Below are 21,966 nucleotides of genomic sequence, written 5' to 3' on the forward strand. Positions count from 1 at the left end.
AATTTTACATTGATACAGAGAAATTAAAGGGCGTTATGGTTTATCGTTCGGTTGCTATAAAAGGGATAATAAAAATAACCTAGATATTAATTAACTAGCAATGATGCTTCGCAATCTCTTTAAACCGACAGATAACAAATGGCAACCGATTATTAACCAATTAGAAGCTGCGATTGGTAAAGATGGGGTTGTGCGTCGCAAAGAAGAATTACTTACCTACGAATGTGATGGGTTAGCTAGTTACCGTCAACGCCCTGCTTTAGTCGTACTACCTCGCACTACCGAACAAGTAGCAGCAGCAGTAAAAATCTGCCATGACAATGATATTCCTTGGGTGGCTAGAGGTGCAGGTACGGGTTTATCTGGTGGTGCTTTACCTGTAGAAGATTGCGTTTTAATTGTTACGGCTAGGATGAAACAAATTTTAGATATTGATCTTGAAAATCATCGTATCACCGTACAACCAGGCATTATTAATAATTGGGTAACTCAAGCTGTTAGTGGTGCAGGTTTTTATTATGCCCCCGATCCTTCTAGTCAAATTATCTGTTCGATTGGTGGGAATGTAGCGGAAAATTCTGGTGGAGTTCACTGTCTTAAATATGGTGTCACTACCAACCACGTAATCGGTTTAAAATTAGTTATTCCTGACGGTTCGGTTATTGATGTCGGTGGTACAATTCCTGAAATGCCAGGCTATGATTTAACTGGTTTATTTGTGGGTTCGGAAGGTACGCTAGGTATCGCTACAGAAGTAACACTACGTATTCTTAAAACTCCTGAATCGATTTGTGTAGTTTTAGCCGATTTTCCAAGCATTGAAGATGCTGGTGCAGCCGTGGCAGGGATTATCAGTGCAGGGATTATTCCTGCGGGCATGGAAATTATGGATAATCTTAGTATCAATGCCGTAGAAGATGTGGTGGCAACTGGATGTTATCCTCGCGATGCCGAAGCTATTTTGTTAGTAGAATTGGATGGTTTGGAAGTAGAAGTTGCAGAAGGTAAAAAACGCATAGCAGAAATTTGTCGGCAAAATAATTCTCGCAATCTTACCTCGGCTAACGATGCCGAAACCCGTTTAAAATTGTGGAAAGGCAGAAAAGCAGCCTTCGCAGCAGCAGGACATATTAGTGTTAATTACTTTGTCCAAGATGGTGTAATTCCCCGTACTAAATTAGTTTCGGTACTAAAAGAAATTAATCGTCTTAGTGAAGAATCTGGGTATCGTATTGCTAATGTTTTCCATGCAGGTGATGGTAATTTACATCCTTTAATTCTTTACGATAATTCTGTCCCAGGTGAGTTTGAAGAAGTTGAGAAATTAGGAGGAGAAATTCTTAAACTCTGTGTGGAAGCAGGAGGAAGTCTTTCCGGTGAACACGGTATTGGTTCAGATAAAAATTGTTATATGCCTTATATGTTCAATGAAACTGATTTGGAAACAATGGGATATGTACGCAATGCCTTTAATCATAAAGGTTTAGCTAATCCAGGTAAAATGTTTCCTACACCCCGTACCTGTGGCGAAGTTGCTAATGCAGGGATGATTAAACCAATTAAAGATGCAGAATTGTTTTAACGACTCCCGCCAACTTTAGTGGGGGATTTTCTCTTCACTAGGAAGTGCTAACGTGCGTAAGTCTTACCTTTTTGTTATTAATGTATTTGGGTTCTTTGACATACTCACTGGGCTGAAGCCACAGTGATTCTTGACACTTCATCGAGTCCTGCCAGCGAACTGGTCCTACAGTCTCTCTGCGTCCGTTTAAGGTCGTGGCAATGCCCTATCCCGACCATTTCTATATTTTTTGCTGCATTTTCGTCTCTGTCTTGCTCTATACCGCAACTCAAACAGACTACAAAACGTACTGAAAGATCGATCTTCCCCCACCTGAAACCACAGTCACAGCAAACTTGGCTAGTCGGTTGCCATCTATCAATCGTTTGAAATGTCCGACCAGACTTTTCCGACTTAGCTTCACACAAATTTCTAAACTCTCGCCAGCCTTGCAAACTAATCGCTCTGGCTAATCGACGATTCTTAACCATTCCTGACACATTTAAATCTTCCAAAACAATCACTTGGTTGTCGTTAACTGTTTTAGTCGATAGTTTATGTAGAAAATCTTTCCGAGTCTCGACAATCCGATTATGCAGTTTGGCAATTTGAAGACGAGTCTTATTTCTCCGTTTAGAGTCCTTTTGTTGGCGTGCTAACTTCTTCTGTAGTTTGCGAACTTTACGATTCTGTTTCGAGTAGTCGGGGCTTGTTGCCTTAAAGCCATTGCTCATCACAGCAAACGTTTTGATACCCAAATCAATTCCAATACTTTGATTTTTAGCCTCAACTTGATTAGGTACAACCTCAACTACAAAGCTTAGAAAATAGCGTCCAGCACAATCTTTAATCACAGTTACAGAACTTGGATGTGAGGGAAGTTCTCTAGACCAAACTGGCTTTAAATTACCAATCTTAGCTAAATAGACTTCACCATCAGAAACCTTAAAAGCCGTATTGGCAAAGGTTGCTGACTGGCGACTCACTTTCTTCTTAAATTTAGGTGAGCCTACTTTGCTGCCTTTTCTCTTTCCATTTCTGGACTCGAAAAAGTTCTTGTAGGCAGTGTCTAATTGTCTTAAGGATTGCTGCAATGGGACAGAAGAAACCTCCCTTAACCATTCTCTTGTTTCGAGTCTTTTGGTTTGAGTCAACCTGGCAGCAAGCTTGTTATACCCTGGCAGCTTTTCCGACTCCTTGCAGAAAGCTAAGGCATCATTCCAGACAACTCGAACACAGCCAAACAGTTGAGCTAAACTCACCTGTTGTTGGATGGTTGGGTAAAATCTGTATTGATATCGAGCTTTCATCGCTTATAATAAGATTGGTCTGTGATTCGATTATACATTGGTCTGTTAAAAATGACAACTCAACTTCGCCAGGAAAGACACAGCGTATCTGACCTTAAGATTCACTTGGTCTGTGTAATTAAATACCGTAGGTCGATTCTAACGGCTGAAAGCCTGAGCGTAATTGAGAAATCTTTTGCGGAAGTTGCGCGAAAGATGAATTTCAAAATTCTGGAATTTAATGGAGAATCTGACCATATCCATGCGCTCATTGAGTTTCCTCCAAAGTTGTCTGTATCGCAGATGGTTAATGCTTTAAAAGGAGTCTCTAGTCGTCGCTATGGTCAAGCAGGGTTTAAAAAGCCTTACGGAAAGGACGCTCTGTGGAGTCCAAGCTACTTCACTTCAACCGTAGGCGGCGCACCTCTTGAAGTCTTAAAGAAATACATTCAAAAGCAAGAAAAGCCCTGCTAGAAGCACGGGGTTTTAAACCCAAAATTTTCGATAAATCAGGCGATCGCTCTTATAATTATCAAACGCCTATTAGTTCTTATACTCATCATTTGTGTCCGTTCTATGGCACTAATTACAAACAAATAGCTTCACTGAAAGAATGGAAAGCTAAATTAACGCACATTTCTACATCCGAAAAAGAGAAATTATAACCATAATAAAAATAAGATTCATGGGTTTATCTATTTGATTTGCTCTTTAACGAAAAAAAAATTAAATGTTTATTCCTTATCAACCAACTTATCAAACGATTAATCGTAAAAAATATTTTTGTATTGATAATTTGATTTATCCTTCAGTTACCAGTATTTTATCTGCTACTAAACCCCAAAAAGATAAACAAGCTTTACAGCGATGGCGTAACAAAATTGGCAAAGCACAAGCTCAAAAAATTACTATAGATGCTTGTAATCGGGGTATTTCTTTGCACTCAGGCATAAAATCTTTTCTCAATCGACAAGAAATCCCACCAGAAATTAATGATAATCCTTATTGGCATTCAATTGAGCCTGTTTTAAACCAAATAGAACAAGTTCATCTCATTGAATCTTTTACTTACCACTCTAAGCATCAATATGCAGGTTATTTTGATTGTTTAGGAGAATGGCAAGGAGAACTTTGTGTATTTGATTGGAAAACTGCGTCTCGTCCTAAAAAAACTGAATGGATTGGTGATTATTTTTTACAAGTTGTAGCTTATCTTGCTGCTATTAACAATTTATATCAGGTGAAAATTAATCAAGGAATTATTGCAGTTGCACTACCCGAAGAACCAGCCCAAATTTTTACTTTAAATCTAGATAATTTGCAAGTGTATTGGGAGCAATTTTTACAAAGATTAGCTCTTTGGCAACAACTTTACTCCGATAAAATTGTTGATAATTAATTGTTTAATTTTTCACTGGTAACTGATAACTGATAACTGAAATCACCCACCACTTACAGGCGGAATAAATACTACTTCATCACCATTATGTAAGATAGTATTTTCTTCAACAAATTGCAGATTCACTCCAAAGCGAGTAATTGTTCGCCATTGTTCTAATTGAGGTTTTTCCTGTACCATAAAATCTAAAACTTCTTGCACAGAAGTATTGATTGGAAAACTTAATTGAAGTTCTGGTACTCCATAGACTTCTTGATAAGCAGCAAATAGCTTTACGGTTATTTGAATTGAAGATTCTCTCATTCAAAAAAAACACATTATTCCTCTACACGATAACCAAACTCTGCCAAATGAAATCTGGATTGTCGCCATTTTGGTTCGACTTTGACAAATAATTCCAGATAAACATCTCCAGCAATTAATTTTTGAATTTGCCGACGAGCTTGAATACCTATTTCTTTGAGCATACTACCTTTTTTGCCAATAATTATTCCTTTTTGAGAATCTCGCTCAACATTAATAGCAGCATAAACTTTAGTTATTTTGGGAGTTTCTTCCATCCGTTCAATTGTAATGGCAACTGAATGAGGTACTTCTTGACGAGTGAGTAACAGAATTTGCTCTCGAATTAATTCTGCCATAATAAAACGTTCTGGTTGGTCGGTAACTAAATCGGGAGGATAATAATAAGGGCCTGTGGGTAAATTTTCAATCAGAAGTTGTTGTAACTGTTCTATTCCTTGACTGGTAGTAGCAGAAAATTTAATAGTTTGCCAGTTGGTTGCTTCGATTAATTTGGCGTAACTATCATCAATTAACTGAGAATCATCAGTTGGCAAATCAATTTTATTTAGTCCTACAATCACTGGAAGAGAAGTATTTTGTAACAATTGAACGATAAATTTATCTCCTCCTCCTGCTGGCATAGAACTATCAACTACAAACAAAATTAAATCAACAGTATTAATTGCTGCTTGAGCATTTTGAACTAAAATCTTGCCAAGTTCGTGATGCGGTTTATGAATTCCTGGAGTATCAACAAAAATAATTTGTGCTTCAGAAGTAGTTAAAATCCCACGCAAACGGTTACGAGTAGTTTGAGCAACAGGAGAAGTAATAGCTATTTTTTGTCCAACTAATTTGTTCATTAAAGTTGATTTACCTACATTTGGTCTACCAATAATGCCGATAAATCCTGATTTAAATCCTTCTGGTGCAATCGGGATAGTAACTAATTCATTGCTCATGGCTAAATTTTAATAGCTAGTTGTCAGAAATTAATCATTTAAAAGATCGAGAACATATTCACCTTGATTGACACTTTGATTAGTGGAAAGATCGAAAATTAAACCATCTGTTTCTGCATAAACATTAATTACTTCTGGTAATTTTTGATGTTTATTAAAACTAAGAAGTTGATAAAGTCTTTCCCCTGTTCGTACTTTTGTTCCCAATGCAACTCTATTTTGAATCATACCGCCCGTAGGGGCATGGTAGCTTATAAGTTTATTTTTATTAACTAGTTTAATTGATTCTGTTTGAAGTTCGTCTTTTGCTGATAAGACATTTTTATAAGCTAAATAATTTTTAATTCCTTTAACTCCTTTTACTACTGATAGGGGATTAATTTGCATTCCTGTACCTAATTCTAAAGTCCAGGATTCTAAATCAAATTTAATTACTTTTCCTAAGTTAGCTAATTCTTTTTCTAAAGCCAACCAAGGTTTTAAAAATGCCTCATCAAAAGCCTCTCCCTCATATTCAGTCATCAAAATTCCATATTCAAATAAAAAATATTTAGCACTTTCTTCGCTGCCTTGAAAGCAAAATAAATAATCAATTCCTTGATTACTAGAACTATGAATATCAATTACATAATCAGCATCCAAACACAAAGATTGAAGTCGATAACGATATTGTTCAGCAAGAGGAATACTACTAGGTTGATTAATTTTTTCTAATTGTTGTTGCCAAGCAAGATAGATTTTTTCAAGATAATTTTTTCTAATTATTTCTGGTTTTTTATTTAATTGCGACCGCGCAAATTCAGACAAATCTAAACATTCTTTTTCATAATCCCAAAAAATACGATTCCAGTTTTTGCCATCGTAGCTACTAAATCTTCCTGTAGAAAAAACATGATGGCGTTGATTAATTCCCAAAGGATTACAAACAGGAACTAACCATATTTCTCCTGTAATTTGATTGGGTTCTAAAGTTGATAAGTATTCAATTAATTGGTGAATTACTGCGTTACCAACTATTTCTGAGCCATGAAGATTAGCTTGAATATAAACCTTTTTTCCTCGTTTTTCACCAATAAATTTATAAACTTGAAGGGATACAAAATCCCCAGACGCAAGTTTACATAATTCAACATTAGAAATAATTGGAGTCATTAGTCATTGGTTGATAGTTAATGGTTGATTATTCATATAGCAGTTTTCATCTTGGTGAGGTACAAAGTTAGTCGTTTTGAGGCAGGGGGCAGAGGGCAGAAGGCAGGTATTAGTTGTACCTCATCAATTTAAGCAACGCTATAGCTGATAGTTAATTGCTACTTGTTACTTAATCTTTGGTAACTGATAACTGATAACTGCTCACTGAATTCACCCCCCAATTCCTAATCGACCTGCTAAACTTGGACTTAAAGGAATTAAAGTAGCTAACATTAAAAATAAAGCTAGTAAACCCCAAGCAGCCCTAGCATCATCTGGTTCAGATAATTCATTCATCGTTGGACGTTCTAATTCTCTTTGAAGAAACAAAATTAAAATTGCCCAATACAAAGGAATAGGATTACTAGGATTAAATAAAGCTACGATACCTAAAAGAATTAAGGTAGCAATCGTAGCTCGTCTCGCAGTTTTGCGTCCATAAATAGCATGAACTATTCTGCCTCCATCCAATTGTCCTGCGGGCAATAAATTCAAAGAAGTGATAACTAAACCTAACCAACCAATTAAAACTAATGGATTAACATCAACTATATTTGTTTGCAAAGTTGAACCTAAAACTACTTTAGCTAAAGCTCCTACCAAAATTGATCCTTGAAAAAATACAGTAGGAATTTGAAACATACTTCCTGGATGGGATAAAACTAAACCAATTACTAATAATAATAAAGATATTAAACCTCCTGCTGCGGGTCCAGCAAAGGCAATATCAAATAAAGCAGTACGGCTAGGTAATAAAGATTCAAAACGAGTAATTGCACCAAAAGAACCAATTTGCCAAGTAGGAAGAAAGAAAGGAACACTTAGACGAATATCATAACGTTTTGCTAGAATTCGATGACCAATTTCATGAACAGCCAAAATAGTCCACAATCCTAAACTTAAAGGGATAGCTTCTTGATATCTATTAAAATTACTAAATAAATCAAAGCCAAGTAATAAACCAGCAGCTTCCAAGCTTGTAACAATTGTAGCTAGTAATAAAACTAAAGCTAAATTTTTTTGTGCCAAGGTAGTAGGCTGGGGATCGTTTGTACTCGGTAAAATAACTATTACGGGTTTTTCTTCTGGACTTTCAACCAAAAAGAGGCGATATTTATCTCCTAATTGTTGTTTAAGTTTATTCGTTAAACTAGTGTGAACTAAATCTGCTTCACCCCTAAGATTGCCTTTAAAAATTGCTCCATCTTGATAAGAAATTGTTTCGGTGGCAAAAAAAGTATCAATCCCAAAAATTCCTTTGATTTTTGCCAAATCTTCTTCAGGAATTGGTACTACTTCTACTGCAAGAGTTTGATTATCAGTGTTGCTTGACTGTTGTTGAGAGACTGTTTCTGCTTCAATACGTTGAGCAGCTTTTTGTTTTAAAATAACATCTTGTCCCTCAGCCCGAAGTTGTTTTCCTAACCAAATGTATACGGCAATGGAAACTACTAACAGCAGTAAAATTGCCACTAAATTTAAATAAATACCTACTGCAAATAAGCCGAAAAATAGCAGCCAAGGAGTCATTAGTACTACCGACTGCAACCAAGCTAAAATTCCCAGCTTGCCATAAGCTCTTGAACGGTTGTAACCCCAAGCTAATATGGCAAAAGCAGCTAGGACAATTAAAAATGTTGCTATCGATTCCGAACCATTAAACATTGATAAATATTAATTAGTTGTTATGAGATTTTCTCTTATGAGGATCGGTTAGAGTTAATTGAGGTTTTGTTTTTGGTTTGTTTTGCCCACTCACTTCAATGACAAACAACTGACGACCACTAAACTAATCTCTATTACCTTGCCTTCTGTTTTTTTATCATATTATCTAGATTGAATCCCCACAGATATTATTTTTAATCTCAATCCAATCATCTTGGCACAACTTACTAATTGACAAAGTTCCTTCGTTCCTTGCGCACACAATAACCTAACTTACTCAAGTAAATCTTGTGTAATGTAACCAAAAAAGAGCATCTCTATGGCAGTATAAACAAATATGATGATGATGCCAATCAATTTACGTAGGTTAAGATTGGTTTAATTGTGGTACTAATTTTTTGAACGACGAACAAGATTCTTTTAAAGAGAACGCGATCGCGCTACCAACAGTTGATAATAAAAGTAAAGATTCAATTATGAAAATACTGGGAGCGATCGCTGGTACAATTGGCATTTTTTTGCCTGCTTTTGTGCTAGTTTGGGTAGTTAACCCCTGAGTTTCTAAATTACGTCAATCTGCTTGGGTAAGTGGATTTTTAGATGGTGTGAATGCAGCTTCTTTAGGATTAATGGTAGGAGTCGCCTACACACTGGGACAAACAGCATTGGTAGATTGGTTAACTATTATTTTAGCAATTTTGAGTGCGATCGCACTTTTCCGTTTCACTATCAATTCAGCCTGGTTAGTAGTAGCAGGAGGAGCAATCGGGCTTTTCTCACATCTATTGAAATTGATAAACTAAAAAATCAAAAGATATGTTTTCTCCACTATTAGTAAGATGTTTGATCCTTGCAACTTAGTTTAGATCATAAGTAAGCAATTGCTAATTGTTTTTTTACTCTTATCAAAAAATTATTATTTAGTATGAGCAATTAGCATCCACAAACACCAAAATAAAATAGGAAAAAACTAATGTTTATACCAGTTGGCTTTAATCAAAACTCAATCTCAACCAGTCTTGGGACGATGGTTTACTACACTAATGAAAGTAATCCTTGGCATGAGACGAAAAATTTTCAGCAAAAAACTTTAGTCTTTTTACACGGTTTAGGTGGTGGTTCTTCTGCTTATGAATGGTCAAAAGTATATCCAGCTTTTGCTGCTGATTATCGTATTCTGGCACCAGACATGATTGGTTGGGGTAGATCCGAACATCCAGAACGTAATTATCGGGTTGATGATTATGTCAAAACTATAATCGAGTTCATGGAAAAAACTTGCGATCAGCCAACTACAGTAATCGCTTCAGCTTTGACTGCTGCCTTTACTATTCGTGCTGCGATCGCTCGTCCAGAACTATTTAAATCTTTAATTCTTACTACCGCAGCAGGATTATCTGAATTTGGCAAAAATTATCAAGACAACTTTTTTACCAAGATAGCTGCTACACCTTTAATCGATAGATTACTTTATAGTACTGGTGTATCTACCAGTTTTGGCATTCGCAGTTTTTTAGAACAACGTCAGTTTGCTCGTTCAGAACGAATTTATCCTGAAATAGTAGAAGCTTATTTACAATCTGCTCAACAACCTAACGGAGAATATGCAGCCCTTTCCTTTGTTCGTGGCGATCTTTGTTTTGATTTAACTAAATATATTACTCAACTCACTATTCCAACTGCTTTAATTTGGGGACAAAAATCTGAATACACAGGACCAGAAGTAGGTCGTCGTTTAGCTGAGATGAATCCTCAAGCAATTCGGTTCTTTTATCAGTTGGATGATGTTGGTTTTACTCCGCAACTAGAACTTCCTGCCGTCACAATTGGACTAATTCGTAAATTCTTACCAATGCTTGAAGAAAAAACAACTTTAACTAAATTATGATCTTAAGAGCGATCGCTTTAGCTCAAGCAATGAGTTATTTATTTGCTGTTTTCTACATCTTAGTCCTCAATCAAGATGGTTGTTGTTTGAACGATTTCAAAAAAAATCTACCGTAGTTTAGTTAATCATGAATAAATTTTTATTCTTAGCCAAAATCTTATTAGTTCTGATCGTAATTGCGTTCGCTCAGACTAATAATCATTGGACAATTGCTGAAGCTAATTCATTACCTAGTTTAGTTCCTGCACCTAGTTTACAAACAGAACAACCAGTCAAAGAAAATATTTCCGAGCCAACTACTTTACCACTTGAAATTCAAAATGCTGTCTTGGAAGATATTAGTAAGCGAACCAGTAAAAATGTAGCTACTTTTCGGATCGCTGAAGCTGAGAAACGTACTTGGTCCGATGGTTGTTTAGATTTGTCTGAACCGAACCAGTTTTGTACTCAAGTTCTTACACCTGGATGGCAAGTAATCGTTACTGATGGTGAAAGCAAATGGGTATACCACACTAATAGTTCAGGCAATTTAGTTAAATTAGCCAAATAATTAACCCAATCTACCAAATATTTTCAGATTTATAATCAATTTTTCTTGACAGGTAGTTTAGGTCGCTATTACTCTGTAATCAACCCCCAAACAGAAATCAGAGACTTGCGATCGCTAATTACCAAAGGCTTTGTTTTCAAAAAAAATCAAACTAGTTACCTTCACTGAACTTTTTCCGTCTCTGATGTAGAAATAAATAAATACCAAAATTATTTGTACGCTTTTGATCTCCTTTTACCTATTCCCCATTGGATGTTCCCTATACTTACCATCTAATTAATTTGGCACGACATAGTAAAAGACAAAAACTTTATAGTTTTTTTACACTCCAGCAAAAATTTTGTTCATAACTTTATATACAGAATTAGCTTAATTGCCTGATAATAAGCTAAATATTACTTAAGTTACCTTGATATTCGATATTAACCGCCTAAAAAGATGGTATTAGACTTTTATTTAAGTATTTTCCTATTTTGCTTAGATTTTTAAATCAGTGATTATACTTGACTTCAATTTTTTCTTGAAACTAAAGCAGAAACAAAAGCTAAAAATATTGCGCTGTAAGTTAGTGGAGGTTTAAAACTTTATTGTCTTGCTTCAGATGATTTTCTTAGTTTTCAGTTATTTAACTTATTTTTAATCTATTGAACTATGTCTAATCCTCGTTTAGTTATTGCTTTAGCTGTGTATAACGGTGAAAAATATCTTAGCCAAGCAATCGAATCTATTTTAAATCAAACTTTTTCCGATTTTAAGCTTTTAATTGGTGATAATGCTTCAACTGATGCCACACCAGTAATTTGTCAAAAATACGCTCAACAAGATTCCCGTATTACTTATTACAGACATCCTAAAAATATTGGTGCTTCTAGTAATCACAATTTTTTATTTCAGCCAGGAGACGCACCCTATTTTAAATGGGCAGCCCACGATGATGTGTTAAAACCAGATTATCTAGAAAAGTGTATTGCATTGCTAGATCAAAATCCCTATCTCGCGATCGCCCATAGCTTATCTGTTGAAATAGACGCTAATGGCAAACAACTAAAAACCTACGACTACGAACTCCGACTTAATGGTGTTCTTCCCAGAACAAGATTTTGGAGTATACTTTGGACAAATTATTTTAATGAAGTATTTGGTGTAATGCGTACCCAACTGATCAAAAATACCAATTTATATGGTAGTTATGTCGGTGCCGACCGCAACTTTACCGCAGAAATGGTTCTTCAAGGAGATGTTGGTTACGTTGACGAATACCTCTTTTTACGCCGTCATCATCCTCAAGCTTTCACTGCTGAATTACTAGATGATGCTTCTCGACTGAAATGGTTTGATCCCGAAGCTAAAACTCCAACCTTCCTAACTTCCGTGGTTAAATTTCAAAAGTATTTTGATTCAATTTTTCAATTACCTCTACCACTTTCGGAAAAAATTGCTTGCTTCAAACTTCTGTTAGACTGGGCAATGCGGAGAGGTATAAGATTACCTTTTACTAAAGATAATCAGTTCCAAGACAAACTTATTTCTAAGCATTCATAGTTATCTCAGTTTGTTTTTTAGTTGATTCAAATGGTCAACCAAAGGTCAAAGTAGGTCTCATAACGGTCTTGTTTTAAGGAAACTCCAGAACTTTGTCAACCCAGTTTAGTTTGAGTTTATCTTAAGTTTGGAGTCTGCTTTGACTAAACGCAATATGGAAACAAGAAAAACAACATTATTATACATATTTACTTTTATTTTTTTAACTAATTCTTTGCAGGAATATCACTCTTCTAATCTTTAAATTTAACAAAAAAAGATTTGTTCGTTCTTGACACCGAAAACAAAGGCAGACTCATTGTCAGTTAGTGTAATAAACCCAAATTAAGCCAATAGCTAATAGTGTATGAGTAAAATAAGGAACTTAACTGTGAACTATTACCAGGAAACAACTTTGACTACATCAAAATCAAAGATAAATAGCTTTGGTATCATAACACCTAGTTATGCACCTGACTTTCAAAGATGCCAACTTTTGTGTCATAGCATTGATAAATTCCTCAGCCCTAGCGTCAATCATTATATTATTGTTGATCAAAAAGATTTATTATTATTTCGCCAATTAGAAACAGCAAATCGACAAGTAATTACTAAAGAATCAATTTTACCTTGGTGGATTAAACGGTTACCCACTCACAAAAACTTATGGCTCAGTTTTAAAACCCTTCCAGTTAGAGGCTGGTTAATTCAACAAATAATTAAAATAGCAGTAGCGCAACAAATTAAAGAAGAAATATCTGTCTTTGTAGATTCAGACGTAGTTTTTGTCCGTCCTTTCAATTTAAACAATTTTATTAAAAATAATCAAGTAAGGCTGTTTCGCGAAACTGTTGGGAATGAAGTACAGAAAAACATCCAATATAAATGGCACAAAGCAGCAAGTCGTTTACTTGCTCTTCCAGATGTAGACGATAAAATTCCTGATTACATCGGTCAAATTGTGACTTGGAAAAAATCTCACGCAATTCAATTATGCAATTATCTTGAACAAATATGGAGCAAAAGCTGGGTAGAAATTTTAGCTAATTCTTGGCACTGTTCTGAATATACTTTATATGGGATTTTTGTAGATCGTATTTTGAAAGAACAATCGGAACATTATTACGATTCTCAAATTATTAGTCATGATTACTGGGAGCCGGTTTTTTTATCGGAATCTCAGTTAGAAAACTTTATTCAACAAATTAAACCAGAACAAATAGCTATTATGATCTCGGCTAAAGCAAAAATATCTCCCCAGTCTTATCAGCCTATAATTGAAAAAAATTTTAGCTTAACAACAACTTAATAGTTAATTTCAATATAAAGCTCGGAAAGAAGTATTTACAAAGATTCTAAACTTCTTAAAATTACTTTTGTTACTTACCTCTTAAATTGAGCTAATTTTTACTCGAATTTGAAGAAAATTTGATTGTGATAATAATCACTAGTTTTTTTATGATTTCATCACATTAATATTTATCAAAATTTTACAAAATAGAAGTGTAAATCAAGAATTTGTAAAGAAATAGATAAGTTCCCACAAATAGCAATGCCATGAAAAGTTAAACACCAATTACTCAAGTGTAATTAGCTTAAATTAACTACAACTTTATCGAACTAGCATCATCAATTATATTTGAATGGCAGCCAACAAAAATAGTAATTGTTATATTGATATCGAATTATCAACCGCTACGTCAAAAAAGTTTTGACACTGGTATTTTTTCTAGAAGTTAGAGTAAAACCTCAATTAAAACTAAATGCTAATCTCAAGTCTAAGACTAATATATTTACTAAATAGTCTAAAATTAAAAATCAGATTTAATTACACAAATCTTAGATAAAACCAATTAGCTACAGTTTACTTTAATTGAGTTTGATATGGTCTGGAAAAAGAAAAAAAGTTTATCTATTTCTTTATATTTTTTTCTTGGTTTGATTGTGTCGTTATTATTGTTTCAACCAATGAATAAATCTACTCAATTAAATCAATCTATTCGTATAGAAGCCGAAGATTATTTATCTGGTAATCAAGGTATTACTTATTATGATTCATCTATTGGTAACTACGGTCAAGCCTATCGTCAAGATTGGGTAGATCTTGAAAAAACTACTGATGCTGGTGGTGGTTACAATGTTGGTTGGATTGACTCAGGAGAATGGCTAACCTACGATTTACAAGTTCCTGTTGATGGTACCTATGAAATAGTTGCTCGTGTTGCTTCACCAAAGGATGACAATCACAATTTTGGCATTTCTGTTAATGGAAAAGAATTAGACCGTCTCAATTTCAATAGTACTGGTGGATGGCAATCATGGCAAAATGTGCGAGGGAAAAAAATTAACTTAACTGCTGGGAATCACAAACTGCGGTTAGATATGTATAGTTCTTTATTTAATATCAACTATCTTGAACTAATTCCTGTTACTTCACCCGCAACAGAAGGCAATAAAGATATTAGAATAGAGGCGGAAGATTATCAGACTTTTTCTGATTTAACTTCAGGAAATATTGGTCAAGCATATCGTCAAGATGACGTTGATCTTGAAAAAACTAGCGATGCTGGTGGTGGTTATAATGTCGGTTGGATTGACTCAGGAGAATGGTTAACCTACGATTTAGAAGTTCCAGAAAGTGGTGTTTATAAATTAGTAACTCGGATTGCTTCTGACTATAATATTGACCACGGGATTAAATTTTCTCTTGATGGTAAAAGTATTGATCAAATTAACTTTCAAGATACTAATGGATGGCAATCTTGGCAAGATGTGGCTGGAAAAGAAATTTATTTAACTGAAGGTAGTCATCAACTTCGGTTAGATGCCGTTAGTTCTGGGTTTAATATTAACTACATAGATTTTGAATACGTCTCGCCTCATCAGGCAAATAATCCGCCAAAACCAATAGATAATCTGCCACAACCAGTAGAAAATCCGCCAACACCGATAGAAAATCCACCACTACCAGTAGAAAATCCTCCCTCTCTCGAAGGAGCTACTTATTATCTTGCTCCCTACGGTAACGACTCTAATGATGGCTCATTGGAAAATCCCTTTTTTAGCTTAGAAAAAGTCTCTAGTATTGCTAAACCGGGAGACGTAATTTATTTAAGAGGAGGAGAATATAAATATACTACACCTCAATGGCTCTCAGCCCAAGGAACGGAGGAAGCCCGTATCACTTTTATGTCAGCCCCTGGAGAAACTGCAATTCTTGATGGCTCTTATATATCTGATCACATCTCAGTCAAAGATATAGTTGGCATTACTGGCAAATATCTTGATTTCAAAAATTTGGAAGTTACAAATTCTAAGCGTCATGGTATTAGTGGTTGGGGAGCATCGCACGTTAGACTGATCAATAATTATCTGCATCATAATCAACATTCTGGTGCTTGGTTTGGTTATCAAGACTTAACTACTAGTACTGGTATAGTCTTTGATGGCAATTTGGTTGAATATAATGATCTCGTCAGTCAATATGATGCTCCTGCTGGACATCCAGGTGCATTGGTTACGATGGGCGCAAGTAATAGTACCTTTGTTAATAATATTGTCCGTAAAAATTATGGGGAAGGTATTATTAGCGTACTTACCAAAGGAAGCTACATTGCCAATAATCAAATATCAGATAATGTCAGTGTTAATCTCTATCTTGATAATACTTCTGATGTAATAGCCGAAAAAAATCTGATCTACAATACTGGCGATACTCGTTTTCATGTGGTTGGTAGAGCAGCTTCAGGAATTCAAGTTGCCAATGAAAAATACGATTTTTACTTTAATCTTTCTAATCAAGAAGGAGGATTTAAAATCGTTAACAATATTATTGCTGATAATGCTTATGGGTTTTTCTACGGTAGTTACGATCAAGGTGGAGGATTAAGAGATTCGCTTATTGCCAATAATACTTTTTATCATGCAGATAATACTCTACTGTTTATTTCAAAGGATACTGGTCATCAAAATACCACCTTTGCTAACAATATTTTTATTCAAGAACCTGACGATAAGTTACTCTCGTTTGAAGGATCATCGGGCATTAATTGGTCAAATAATGGTTGGGTTGGTGGAAATCCAGGTGCAGCGACTGGTGCAAACGATGTGATTACGAATAATCCTGTATTGATTGCTCCTAATTTAGACAATATTTCAGGATTTGGATTGCAAAATAATTCTCCTTTTCTTGGTAAAGGACTTAGTAATTTTGGGATCGCAGAAGATTATTTTGGTACTGCAAGAGATGGCTCTATTGATTTGGGAGCAATTCAAAATTCATAAGTAAACTGAATTTCTTTGCCAGCTAAAATTTTATTTATTAATCGTTACCTGCTTGATATGTTTGCTGCCTTTTGGGCAGTTTTTTTTGACAAAAATTTGCTGTTAACAAAGATCAAATTGCTAAATTTCTGCTACCAATAAATTTAGTACGGACTTAACAGTACCAAACTCTACCCACGATCTGTAACAAACAAAAAGCAAATTAATATAAAATTATCTCCAAGATAATATTTAAGTAAAATTACTGATTTTTTACTACCGAAATTGATTGACTTAGGTATAATCATTTAAATATGAATTTTTATCTAAAAATAAGTTAGTCATAATATCGAGAGTAAAACTTGTGTTTGCAACTAAACCCACTATTCTAGTAACTGGAGGAGCCGGTTATATTGGCTCTCACGCAGTTGAATCTTTACAACAAGCTGGTTATAACGTCATTGTTTTAGATAGTCTTGTGACTGGTCATCGAGATTTTGTAGAACAGCGTTTGCAGGCAAAATTAATTGTTGGAGATCTTAACGATAGCAATCTTTTAGCTGATATTTTTAATAGTTATCAAATTGATGCAGTGATGCATTTCGCTGCTTTTGCTTATGTAGGCGAATCGGTAGTTAACCCAGCTAAATACTATTGGAATAATGTTACTGGAACTTTAAATTTGCTGCGAGCAATGACTCTTGCCTCAGTCAAAAAAATTGTTTTTTCTTCTACTTGTGCAACTTATGGAGTTCCTAGCATCGTACCAATTCCTGAAGATCATCCTCAAGTACCAATCAATCCCTATGGCACTAGTAAATTGGTGGTGGAAAAAATGCTGGCAGATTTTGAGGTAGCTTATGGTTTAAAATCAGTTATTTTTCGCTATTTTAATGCTGCTGGAGCGCATCCCAACGGTTTATTAGGTGAAGACCATTATCCTGAGACTCATTTGATTCCTTTAGTACTGCTTACTGCTTTGGGTGTTAGAGAATCAATTTCTGTTTTTGGCACTGATTATTCTACCCCAGATGGTTCTTGTATTCGCGATTATATTCATGTCAGTGATCTAGCTGATGCTCATGTTTTAGGATTGGAATATCTTTTGAAACAAGACCGCAGTGAAATATTTAATTTGGGTAATGGCAATGGTTTTTCGGTTAAAGAAGTCATCAAAGTTGCTCGGCAAGTTACTGGCAAGACTATTACTGTTGTCGAATGCGATCGCCGTCCAGGAGATCCACCCATTTTAGTAGGCAGTAGTGAAAAAGCAAGAGCTTTATTGGGTTGGCAACCTCAATATTCACAATTAGAAACAATGATTGCTCATGCTTGGTCTTGGCATCAACAACGTCATAGTCTACCTAGAAGTGAGCAAGTTACAAAATTGTCTTTAGTTTCTAAGCCAATTTATAATACTGGCACTTAATTAAACGAGCTTCAAACAAGCTCGTAACTCTTCGATGGTTAGTACTCAGGCAAAATCAATAAATGCGATCGCCGTTGAGCTTATTTTTGATTTATTGTCCCGATTTAGTAATAGTGGATCAAGCTAATACTGCCAGTAATTTGGCTAGCGCAAAGCGATTACTACAAAGGCTCGTATAATAAATTAAAAGATTATCTCCAGCGTGTCATGGTAGCTATTGACTGTTTGAGTGAAGGGATCAATCTCCAAAAACATTTTACTGCTACTATTGAATACGATTTGCCTTGGAATCTCAATAGATTAAGAACAAAAAGATGGTATTGATTGGTTTATCTATAGAAACGATTTAACTAATTTCCTGTAAAAAAGCTTTTTTTAGTATTCTTGGATTACCAGTTAATACCTGACTAACATATTTATTTAATAACTTCACATCTAAGTCAGCTAAGTTATCGCTGTTGTTCTGTTTTTGATAGCTATCATCGACAAGTACGTAAATTTCTAGCCGATTATTAATCCAAAACCAAACTTCTTTAACACCTAAACTTTGATATTTTTCTAAATCTTCGATACTGCCACTACTAAAAATTATTTCTACAGCTAAGTCAGGAATTTGTTTCAAATTATTAAAACAAAAACTAGTATCTGGTTCTTTACCTACAGATTTATCTTTTTGTTTGAGTGTTGTTGAACCTAGAGGATAATAATCCAATTCAATCGCATCGCAATAAGCAACTATAAGTAAATAAATAAAATCTTTAATGATTTCATGATTGCGACTGGGGGACATTATTTTGAGAACCCCATTGAAAAAAGAAATTCTGTATGCTGAAGAGTTAGCTTTTTGTTGTAAAATTGCCTCATAATCATCCCAAGAAGTATTAGAACAAATAAATAATTTGTCTTTTTGCTGTAAATTGTCTCGTTCAATAAAATCTACAAACTTTAACTGAGTCAAGTTACTTTGCTCCAATAAAATCTTCTGGATTAAAATTTTACTTTTAGTATATTATCTTTAGATCTTAAAATTGCCGTTCTTACCAAGAATAAAGGTATTTCCATCTTACCGCGATCGCTTACCGACAGAAATCTTTGATAAAGATATTTTGCCAACCTAAAAGAGGAGAAATATCTGATACGAAATCCGATTACCAAAACATATTTTTGCTCAAATTGTGGTGAATTTGAAGCTTTTTTGTGCGATCGCACAAGGGGAACTACCAATGCTTTGTCCTAGCTGTAATGAAATTTTGCAGCGGATTTTTTCACCACCTAATATAAATTTAAATTCTGGTAGTCTTGCTGCCATTGGACGTTCTAGTTCTGAACTTCGGTTAATTAAAGGAAAACTAGAACCAGCTAAACCTAAATCTCAAAGGGATAATCAAGGAAGACCTTGGATGTTCTCTCATGTATCTAAACTAATGAATTATGTTCCGACAATGATTTGCCACATTGCGATCGCTAAAGTTATGGTAACTAGATGTTGTGGTAATAGTAATTGTAATGGTTGACGAGCAATTTTTTGGGTTAAAAGAATTGAGAACAATACACCAAAAATTAAACTGACTCCTTGTAAAAAAGCAATTACCGCAGGATGAGCAATTACGACAGGTAAACTATTACCATTTAAACCAAAGGTAGCAAAAGCAACGGGTATAATTTTGCCTCCTTCACCCAAACCTAAACGTAAATAATGAGCTACATTTCCTGCTAAAACTAAGGGTAAATAACCGTAAGCTATTTGAACAAATTGTAACGATTTAGTTTTGCCTTTGACTTTAGTTAATAAACGAATTAAACCATGAGCAAGTAAAGGTAAAAGCACAGGTAAACTCAAAACAGCAACAGAAATAATCGCATGATTAGCAAATTTTTCTAGATGCAAATTCCATCCTAAATAACTTTCTATTTCGGGTAAACGATGTAAAAATATTACATTTAAAAGTAAAAATAATAAAGCAACTTCATAACTATGAGCTATGTGAGTAGTCCATAATTCTATTCCTGGTGGACGTAAATTAAATTCTACCGAACGATGAGGACAAGCTTTGAGACAAGTCATACATAAAACACAATCTCGATTGTCTTCTAATTGAGCAGGATGAGAATATAAAGGACAACCATCAGTTGCCATTCCTTCTCCTTTTTGAGGGCCACCTTTATAACATTGGTAAGTAGTACATTCTGCCGAACAAATTCCCTGTTGCGCTCTTAATTCGGTCATAGAAAGTTTAGCAAACATCCCATTCATTCCACCAATAGGACATAAATAACGACACCAAAATCTGCGTTCAAAAATTGCTGAAAATATCATTGCGCCCGCAGTGATTAATAACAGTAAACAAGCAGAAAGATAGGCAGTATTTTCTAAATTCCATAATTCTTCCCATAACAAAATTAAAGCAAAAAAACCGAATAAAAACCAACCACCCCATTGTTCTGCTGAATGTCTGGGCCATTTTTTTAGTTGCCTAGGAAATAGCCATAAAGATAGTTTTTGAGTTATTTCTCCATAAATCATAAAGGGACAAACTGCACACCATAATCTGCCGACAAAAGGAAAACCAATTAAAACCAAAGGCCACCACCAAGCCCAAAACATATTAAGAGCAAAATTTTCTTGTCGATTTTGTGGAGCAATAAATAAAATTAAAACAATGAAAGCAAAAAAGCCAAAAGTAAAGCCATAATTAAGGCGCTCAGGATACCAATCACTGCGAAGAAAATGACGTAAATCAGGATATTTATTTAAAAGATTGAGACGATATTGTTTTTTCTTACTTTGAGATTGCCAAACAATTTCTTCGGTAATATCTGTACAACCTTGTAATTGAATTAAAGCTCGTTCAACTATACTTTCTAATTCACGTAAATTATTAGGAAAGTCATAGGTTTGTAATTTTCTTAAAGCTTCAGGAGTAGTTTTAGGTTTAGTAAGACATTTATTGCGACTAATTAGATTAATATAATATTTTACTTGTTCAGAGATATCTTCTTTTCTGACTCTTAAAGGCGGAACTTTGATAAAGTTTTTAACAACAGAATTTAAGGCAGGAATATTTTTTTCTGAGACAATAATAATTCGAGCTAAACACACTTTTTCTTCAACTAAATTTTCTCCTGGACGATTAACCAAAGTATATTTATTAGTTTTAACTAACTCAATAATACTTGGTAATAATTCTTGAGGAAGTTGTTGGATATTATTAAAAATTAAAGTCCCTTGTCCTAGAGCCTCAATTAATCCGGGTTTACCTCCAACTCTGCCAAATAACTCTGCTCCACTAGCCTGTATTTTTGAACAATCTACTTTAATAATTGGCTCACGACGAGCATTAGAACCAAAATGAATTAAAGCTGCTAAATTATCTTTTTCTAATCCTGGTTCACCAAAAATTAGAACTGAATCTTTAGAAGAAGAGGCTTGTTTTAATTGCGATCGCAATCGAACTGCATAACGACTTTTACCAATTACTCCTCGTTTAGCTTTATTAACTAAATATGGTCTTAAAATTAGTTGTCTTTCTTGTTCAAAGTTTAATTGGGATGATAATTTATCAACTTCTTCTGCTAGTTGTTGAGAAAAAGCTTTAGTAATTTCGGGATAATTATTAATTAATTCCTGGATTTCTTTTGTAGGAATAAACCAAAATTGACTTTCATTGAGGGTTTTTACCGTATATTGAGCATTACGATTTAATAGTAAAGCGTATAAATTAAGAACTGTACCTGGTAATAAACTAATAGTTTTATTTTGAATTTTACTAAAACTTTCTAAATGTCCCGATCGCAAGATGTATAATCCTGTTGGTGTGGTATCTTCTTCAATGACAGTTTCTTGCTCAGGAATTGTTTGCTCTTGTAGTTTGGGAACAAGATTTTCCAGAATATCATCTGGTAAAACAGCTAAAGCAGTTCTTTCTTTTAAAAAAGTTACTAGATCGGGAAAACTCATTTAAT

Annotated in this window: 17 protein-coding genes and 1 pseudogene; 11 read left to right on the forward strand and 7 right to left on the reverse strand. The window is 34.6% G+C overall.

The genetic code is table 11. The features are described from left to right. Nucleotides 1-100 precede the first annotated feature (100 nt). Nucleotides 101-1,582: a glycolate oxidase subunit GlcD gene (gene glcD, locus STA7437_RS02590; protein ID WP_015191809.1), complete on the forward strand. Its 1,482-nt coding sequence runs from the start codon at nucleotides 101-103 to the stop codon at nucleotides 1,580-1,582. 104 nt (nucleotides 1,583-1,686) lie between these two features. Here glcD and STA7437_RS02595 read toward each other — a convergent pair whose 3' ends face one another. After that, complete coding sequence (locus STA7437_RS02595; RefSeq protein ID WP_015191810.1) at nucleotides 1,687-2,871, reverse strand: RNA-guided endonuclease InsQ/TnpB family protein; 1,185 nt, start codon at nucleotides 2,869-2,871, stop codon at nucleotides 1,687-1,689. Between the two features lie 51 nt (nucleotides 2,872-2,922). Between STA7437_RS02595 and tnpA the strand changes: the two genes are divergently transcribed. Together tnpA and STA7437_RS02605 are read left to right on the forward strand one after the other, a co-directional pair. Beyond that, nucleotides 2,923-3,324: an IS200/IS605 family transposase gene (gene tnpA, locus STA7437_RS02600; RefSeq protein ID WP_015191811.1), complete on the forward strand. Its 402-nt coding sequence runs from the start codon at nucleotides 2,923-2,925 to the stop codon at nucleotides 3,322-3,324. A 256-nt stretch (nucleotides 3,325-3,580) separates the two neighbouring features. Further along, nucleotides 3,581-4,249, forward strand: coding sequence for a PD-(D/E)XK nuclease family protein (locus STA7437_RS02605; protein WP_015191812.1), 669 nt, complete (start codon nucleotides 3,581-3,583; stop codon nucleotides 4,247-4,249). Nucleotides 4,250-4,291: 42 nt separating this feature from the next. On the opposite strand, the gene STA7437_RS02610 is transcribed toward STA7437_RS02605, so the two are convergent. The 4 genes from STA7437_RS02610 to STA7437_RS02625 all read right to left on the reverse strand — a co-directional run bounded on the left by STA7437_RS02610 (nucleotide 4,292) and on the right by STA7437_RS02625 (nucleotide 8,352). After that, on the reverse strand, nucleotides 4,292-4,552 hold the full coding sequence (locus tag STA7437_RS02610; RefSeq protein ID WP_015191813.1) for a MoaD/ThiS family protein: 261 nt from the start codon (nucleotides 4,550-4,552) through the stop codon (nucleotides 4,292-4,294). Nucleotides 4,553-4,566: 14 nt separating this feature from the next. After that, on the reverse strand, nucleotides 4,567-5,496 hold the full coding sequence (gene era, locus STA7437_RS02615; protein ID WP_015191814.1) for a GTPase Era: 930 nt from the start codon (nucleotides 5,494-5,496) through the stop codon (nucleotides 4,567-4,569). A gap of 30 nt (nucleotides 5,497-5,526) precedes the next feature. Further along, the gene (locus STA7437_RS02620; RefSeq protein ID WP_015191815.1) at nucleotides 5,527-6,648 is read right to left on the reverse strand and encodes a succinylglutamate desuccinylase/aspartoacylase family protein; all 1,122 of its coding nucleotides are present in this window, start codon (nucleotides 6,646-6,648) and stop codon (nucleotides 5,527-5,529) included. Nucleotides 6,649-6,858: 210 nt separating this feature from the next. Continuing rightward, nucleotides 6,859-8,352, reverse strand: coding sequence for a site-2 protease family protein (locus STA7437_RS02625; RefSeq protein WP_015191816.1), 1,494 nt, complete (start codon nucleotides 8,350-8,352; stop codon nucleotides 6,859-6,861). A 488-nt stretch (nucleotides 8,353-8,840) separates the two neighbouring features. On the opposite strand from STA7437_RS02625, the pseudogene STA7437_RS26800 reads away from it, so the two are divergent. From STA7437_RS26800 to galE, 7 genes and pseudogenes are all read left to right on the forward strand, one after another. Then, a pseudogene (locus tag STA7437_RS26800) lies at nucleotides 8,841-9,155 on the forward strand (chromate transporter); the annotation flags it as partial. A 170-nt stretch (nucleotides 9,156-9,325) separates the two neighbouring features. Then, nucleotides 9,326-10,240: an alpha/beta fold hydrolase gene (locus tag STA7437_RS02635; protein WP_015191817.1), complete on the forward strand. Its 915-nt coding sequence runs from the start codon at nucleotides 9,326-9,328 to the stop codon at nucleotides 10,238-10,240. A gap of 127 nt (nucleotides 10,241-10,367) precedes the next feature. Then, nucleotides 10,368-10,790 carry a hypothetical protein gene (locus STA7437_RS24625; protein ID WP_015191819.1) on the forward strand — a complete coding sequence of 141 codons (423 nt, stop codon included), beginning with the start codon at nucleotides 10,368-10,370 and terminating at the stop codon, nucleotides 10,788-10,790. 651 nt (nucleotides 10,791-11,441) lie between these two features. After that, a complete protein-coding gene (locus STA7437_RS02645; protein WP_015191820.1) occupies nucleotides 11,442-12,332 on the forward strand; it encodes a glycosyltransferase family 2 protein in 891 nt (296 codons plus the stop codon). Nucleotides 12,333-12,702: 370 nt separating this feature from the next. Further along, nucleotides 12,703-13,620: a DUF6492 family protein gene (locus STA7437_RS02650; protein WP_015191821.1), complete on the forward strand. Its 918-nt coding sequence runs from the start codon at nucleotides 12,703-12,705 to the stop codon at nucleotides 13,618-13,620. A 659-nt stretch (nucleotides 13,621-14,279) separates the two neighbouring features. Next, a complete protein-coding gene (locus tag STA7437_RS24630) occupies nucleotides 14,280-16,595 on the forward strand; it encodes a carbohydrate-binding protein (RefSeq protein WP_171815439.1) in 2,316 nt (771 codons plus the stop codon). 343 nt (nucleotides 16,596-16,938) lie between these two features. Further along, nucleotides 16,939-18,003 (forward strand): UDP-glucose 4-epimerase GalE, encoded by a 1,065-nt coding sequence (galE, locus tag STA7437_RS02660; RefSeq protein WP_015191823.1) that lies wholly within the window; start codon nucleotides 16,939-16,941, stop codon nucleotides 18,001-18,003. A gap of 346 nt (nucleotides 18,004-18,349) precedes the next feature. On the opposite strand, the gene STA7437_RS02665 is transcribed toward galE, so the two are convergent. Then, nucleotides 18,350-18,961, reverse strand: coding sequence for a Uma2 family endonuclease (locus tag STA7437_RS02665; protein WP_015191824.1), 612 nt, complete (start codon nucleotides 18,959-18,961; stop codon nucleotides 18,350-18,352). 220 nt (nucleotides 18,962-19,181) lie between these two features. On the opposite strand from STA7437_RS02665, the gene STA7437_RS25775 reads away from it, so the two are divergent. After that, nucleotides 19,182-19,517 (forward strand): hypothetical protein, encoded by a 336-nt coding sequence (locus STA7437_RS25775; RefSeq protein ID WP_216087085.1) that lies wholly within the window; start codon nucleotides 19,182-19,184, stop codon nucleotides 19,515-19,517. Here STA7437_RS25775 and STA7437_RS02670 read toward each other — a convergent pair. Then, the gene (locus tag STA7437_RS02670) at nucleotides 19,433-21,961 is read right to left on the reverse strand and encodes a sigma 54-interacting transcriptional regulator (RefSeq protein WP_015191825.1); all 2,529 of its coding nucleotides are present in this window, start codon (nucleotides 21,959-21,961) and stop codon (nucleotides 19,433-19,435) included. The two genes, STA7437_RS25775 and STA7437_RS02670, sit on opposite strands and share 85 nt — an antisense overlap. Nucleotides 21,962-21,966 lie beyond the last annotated feature (5 nt).

This window comes from Stanieria cyanosphaera PCC 7437 (genome assembly GCF_000317575.1).
Lineage (GTDB): Bacteria > Cyanobacteriota > Cyanobacteriia > Cyanobacteriales > Xenococcaceae > Stanieria > Stanieria cyanosphaera.

Excerpts from the sequence above, each read along its gene's own strand:
- glcD (WP_015191809.1), top strand. The coding sequence starts at position 101 with ATGATGCTTCGCAATCTCTTTAAACCGACAGATAACAAATGGCAACCG.
- STA7437_RS02595 (WP_015191810.1), bottom strand. The coding sequence starts at position 2,871 with ATGAAAGCTCGATATCAATACAGATTTTACCCAACCATCCAACAACAG.
- tnpA (WP_015191811.1), top strand. The coding sequence starts at position 2,923 with ATGACAACTCAACTTCGCCAGGAAAGACACAGCGTATCTGACCTTAAG.
- STA7437_RS02605 (WP_015191812.1), top strand. The coding sequence starts at position 3,581 with ATGTTTATTCCTTATCAACCAACTTATCAAACGATTAATCGTAAAAAA.
- STA7437_RS02610 (WP_015191813.1), bottom strand. The coding sequence starts at position 4,552 with ATGAGAGAATCTTCAATTCAAATAACCGTAAAGCTATTTGCTGCTTAT.
- era (WP_015191814.1), bottom strand. The coding sequence starts at position 5,496 with ATGAGCAATGAATTAGTTACTATCCCGATTGCACCAGAAGGATTTAAA.
- STA7437_RS02620 (WP_015191815.1), bottom strand. The coding sequence starts at position 6,648 with ATGACTCCAATTATTTCTAATGTTGAATTATGTAAACTTGCGTCTGGG.
- STA7437_RS02625 (WP_015191816.1), bottom strand. The coding sequence starts at position 8,352 with ATGTTTAATGGTTCGGAATCGATAGCAACATTTTTAATTGTCCTAGCT.
- STA7437_RS02635 (WP_015191817.1), top strand. The coding sequence starts at position 9,326 with ATGTTTATACCAGTTGGCTTTAATCAAAACTCAATCTCAACCAGTCTT.
- STA7437_RS24625 (WP_015191819.1), top strand. The coding sequence starts at position 10,368 with ATGAATAAATTTTTATTCTTAGCCAAAATCTTATTAGTTCTGATCGTA.
- STA7437_RS02645 (WP_015191820.1), top strand. The coding sequence starts at position 11,442 with ATGTCTAATCCTCGTTTAGTTATTGCTTTAGCTGTGTATAACGGTGAA.
- STA7437_RS24630 (WP_171815439.1), top strand. The coding sequence starts at position 14,280 with ATGAATAAATCTACTCAATTAAATCAATCTATTCGTATAGAAGCCGAA.
- STA7437_RS02670 (WP_015191825.1), bottom strand. The coding sequence starts at position 21,961 with ATGAGTTTTCCCGATCTAGTAACTTTTTTAAAAGAAAGAACTGCTTTA.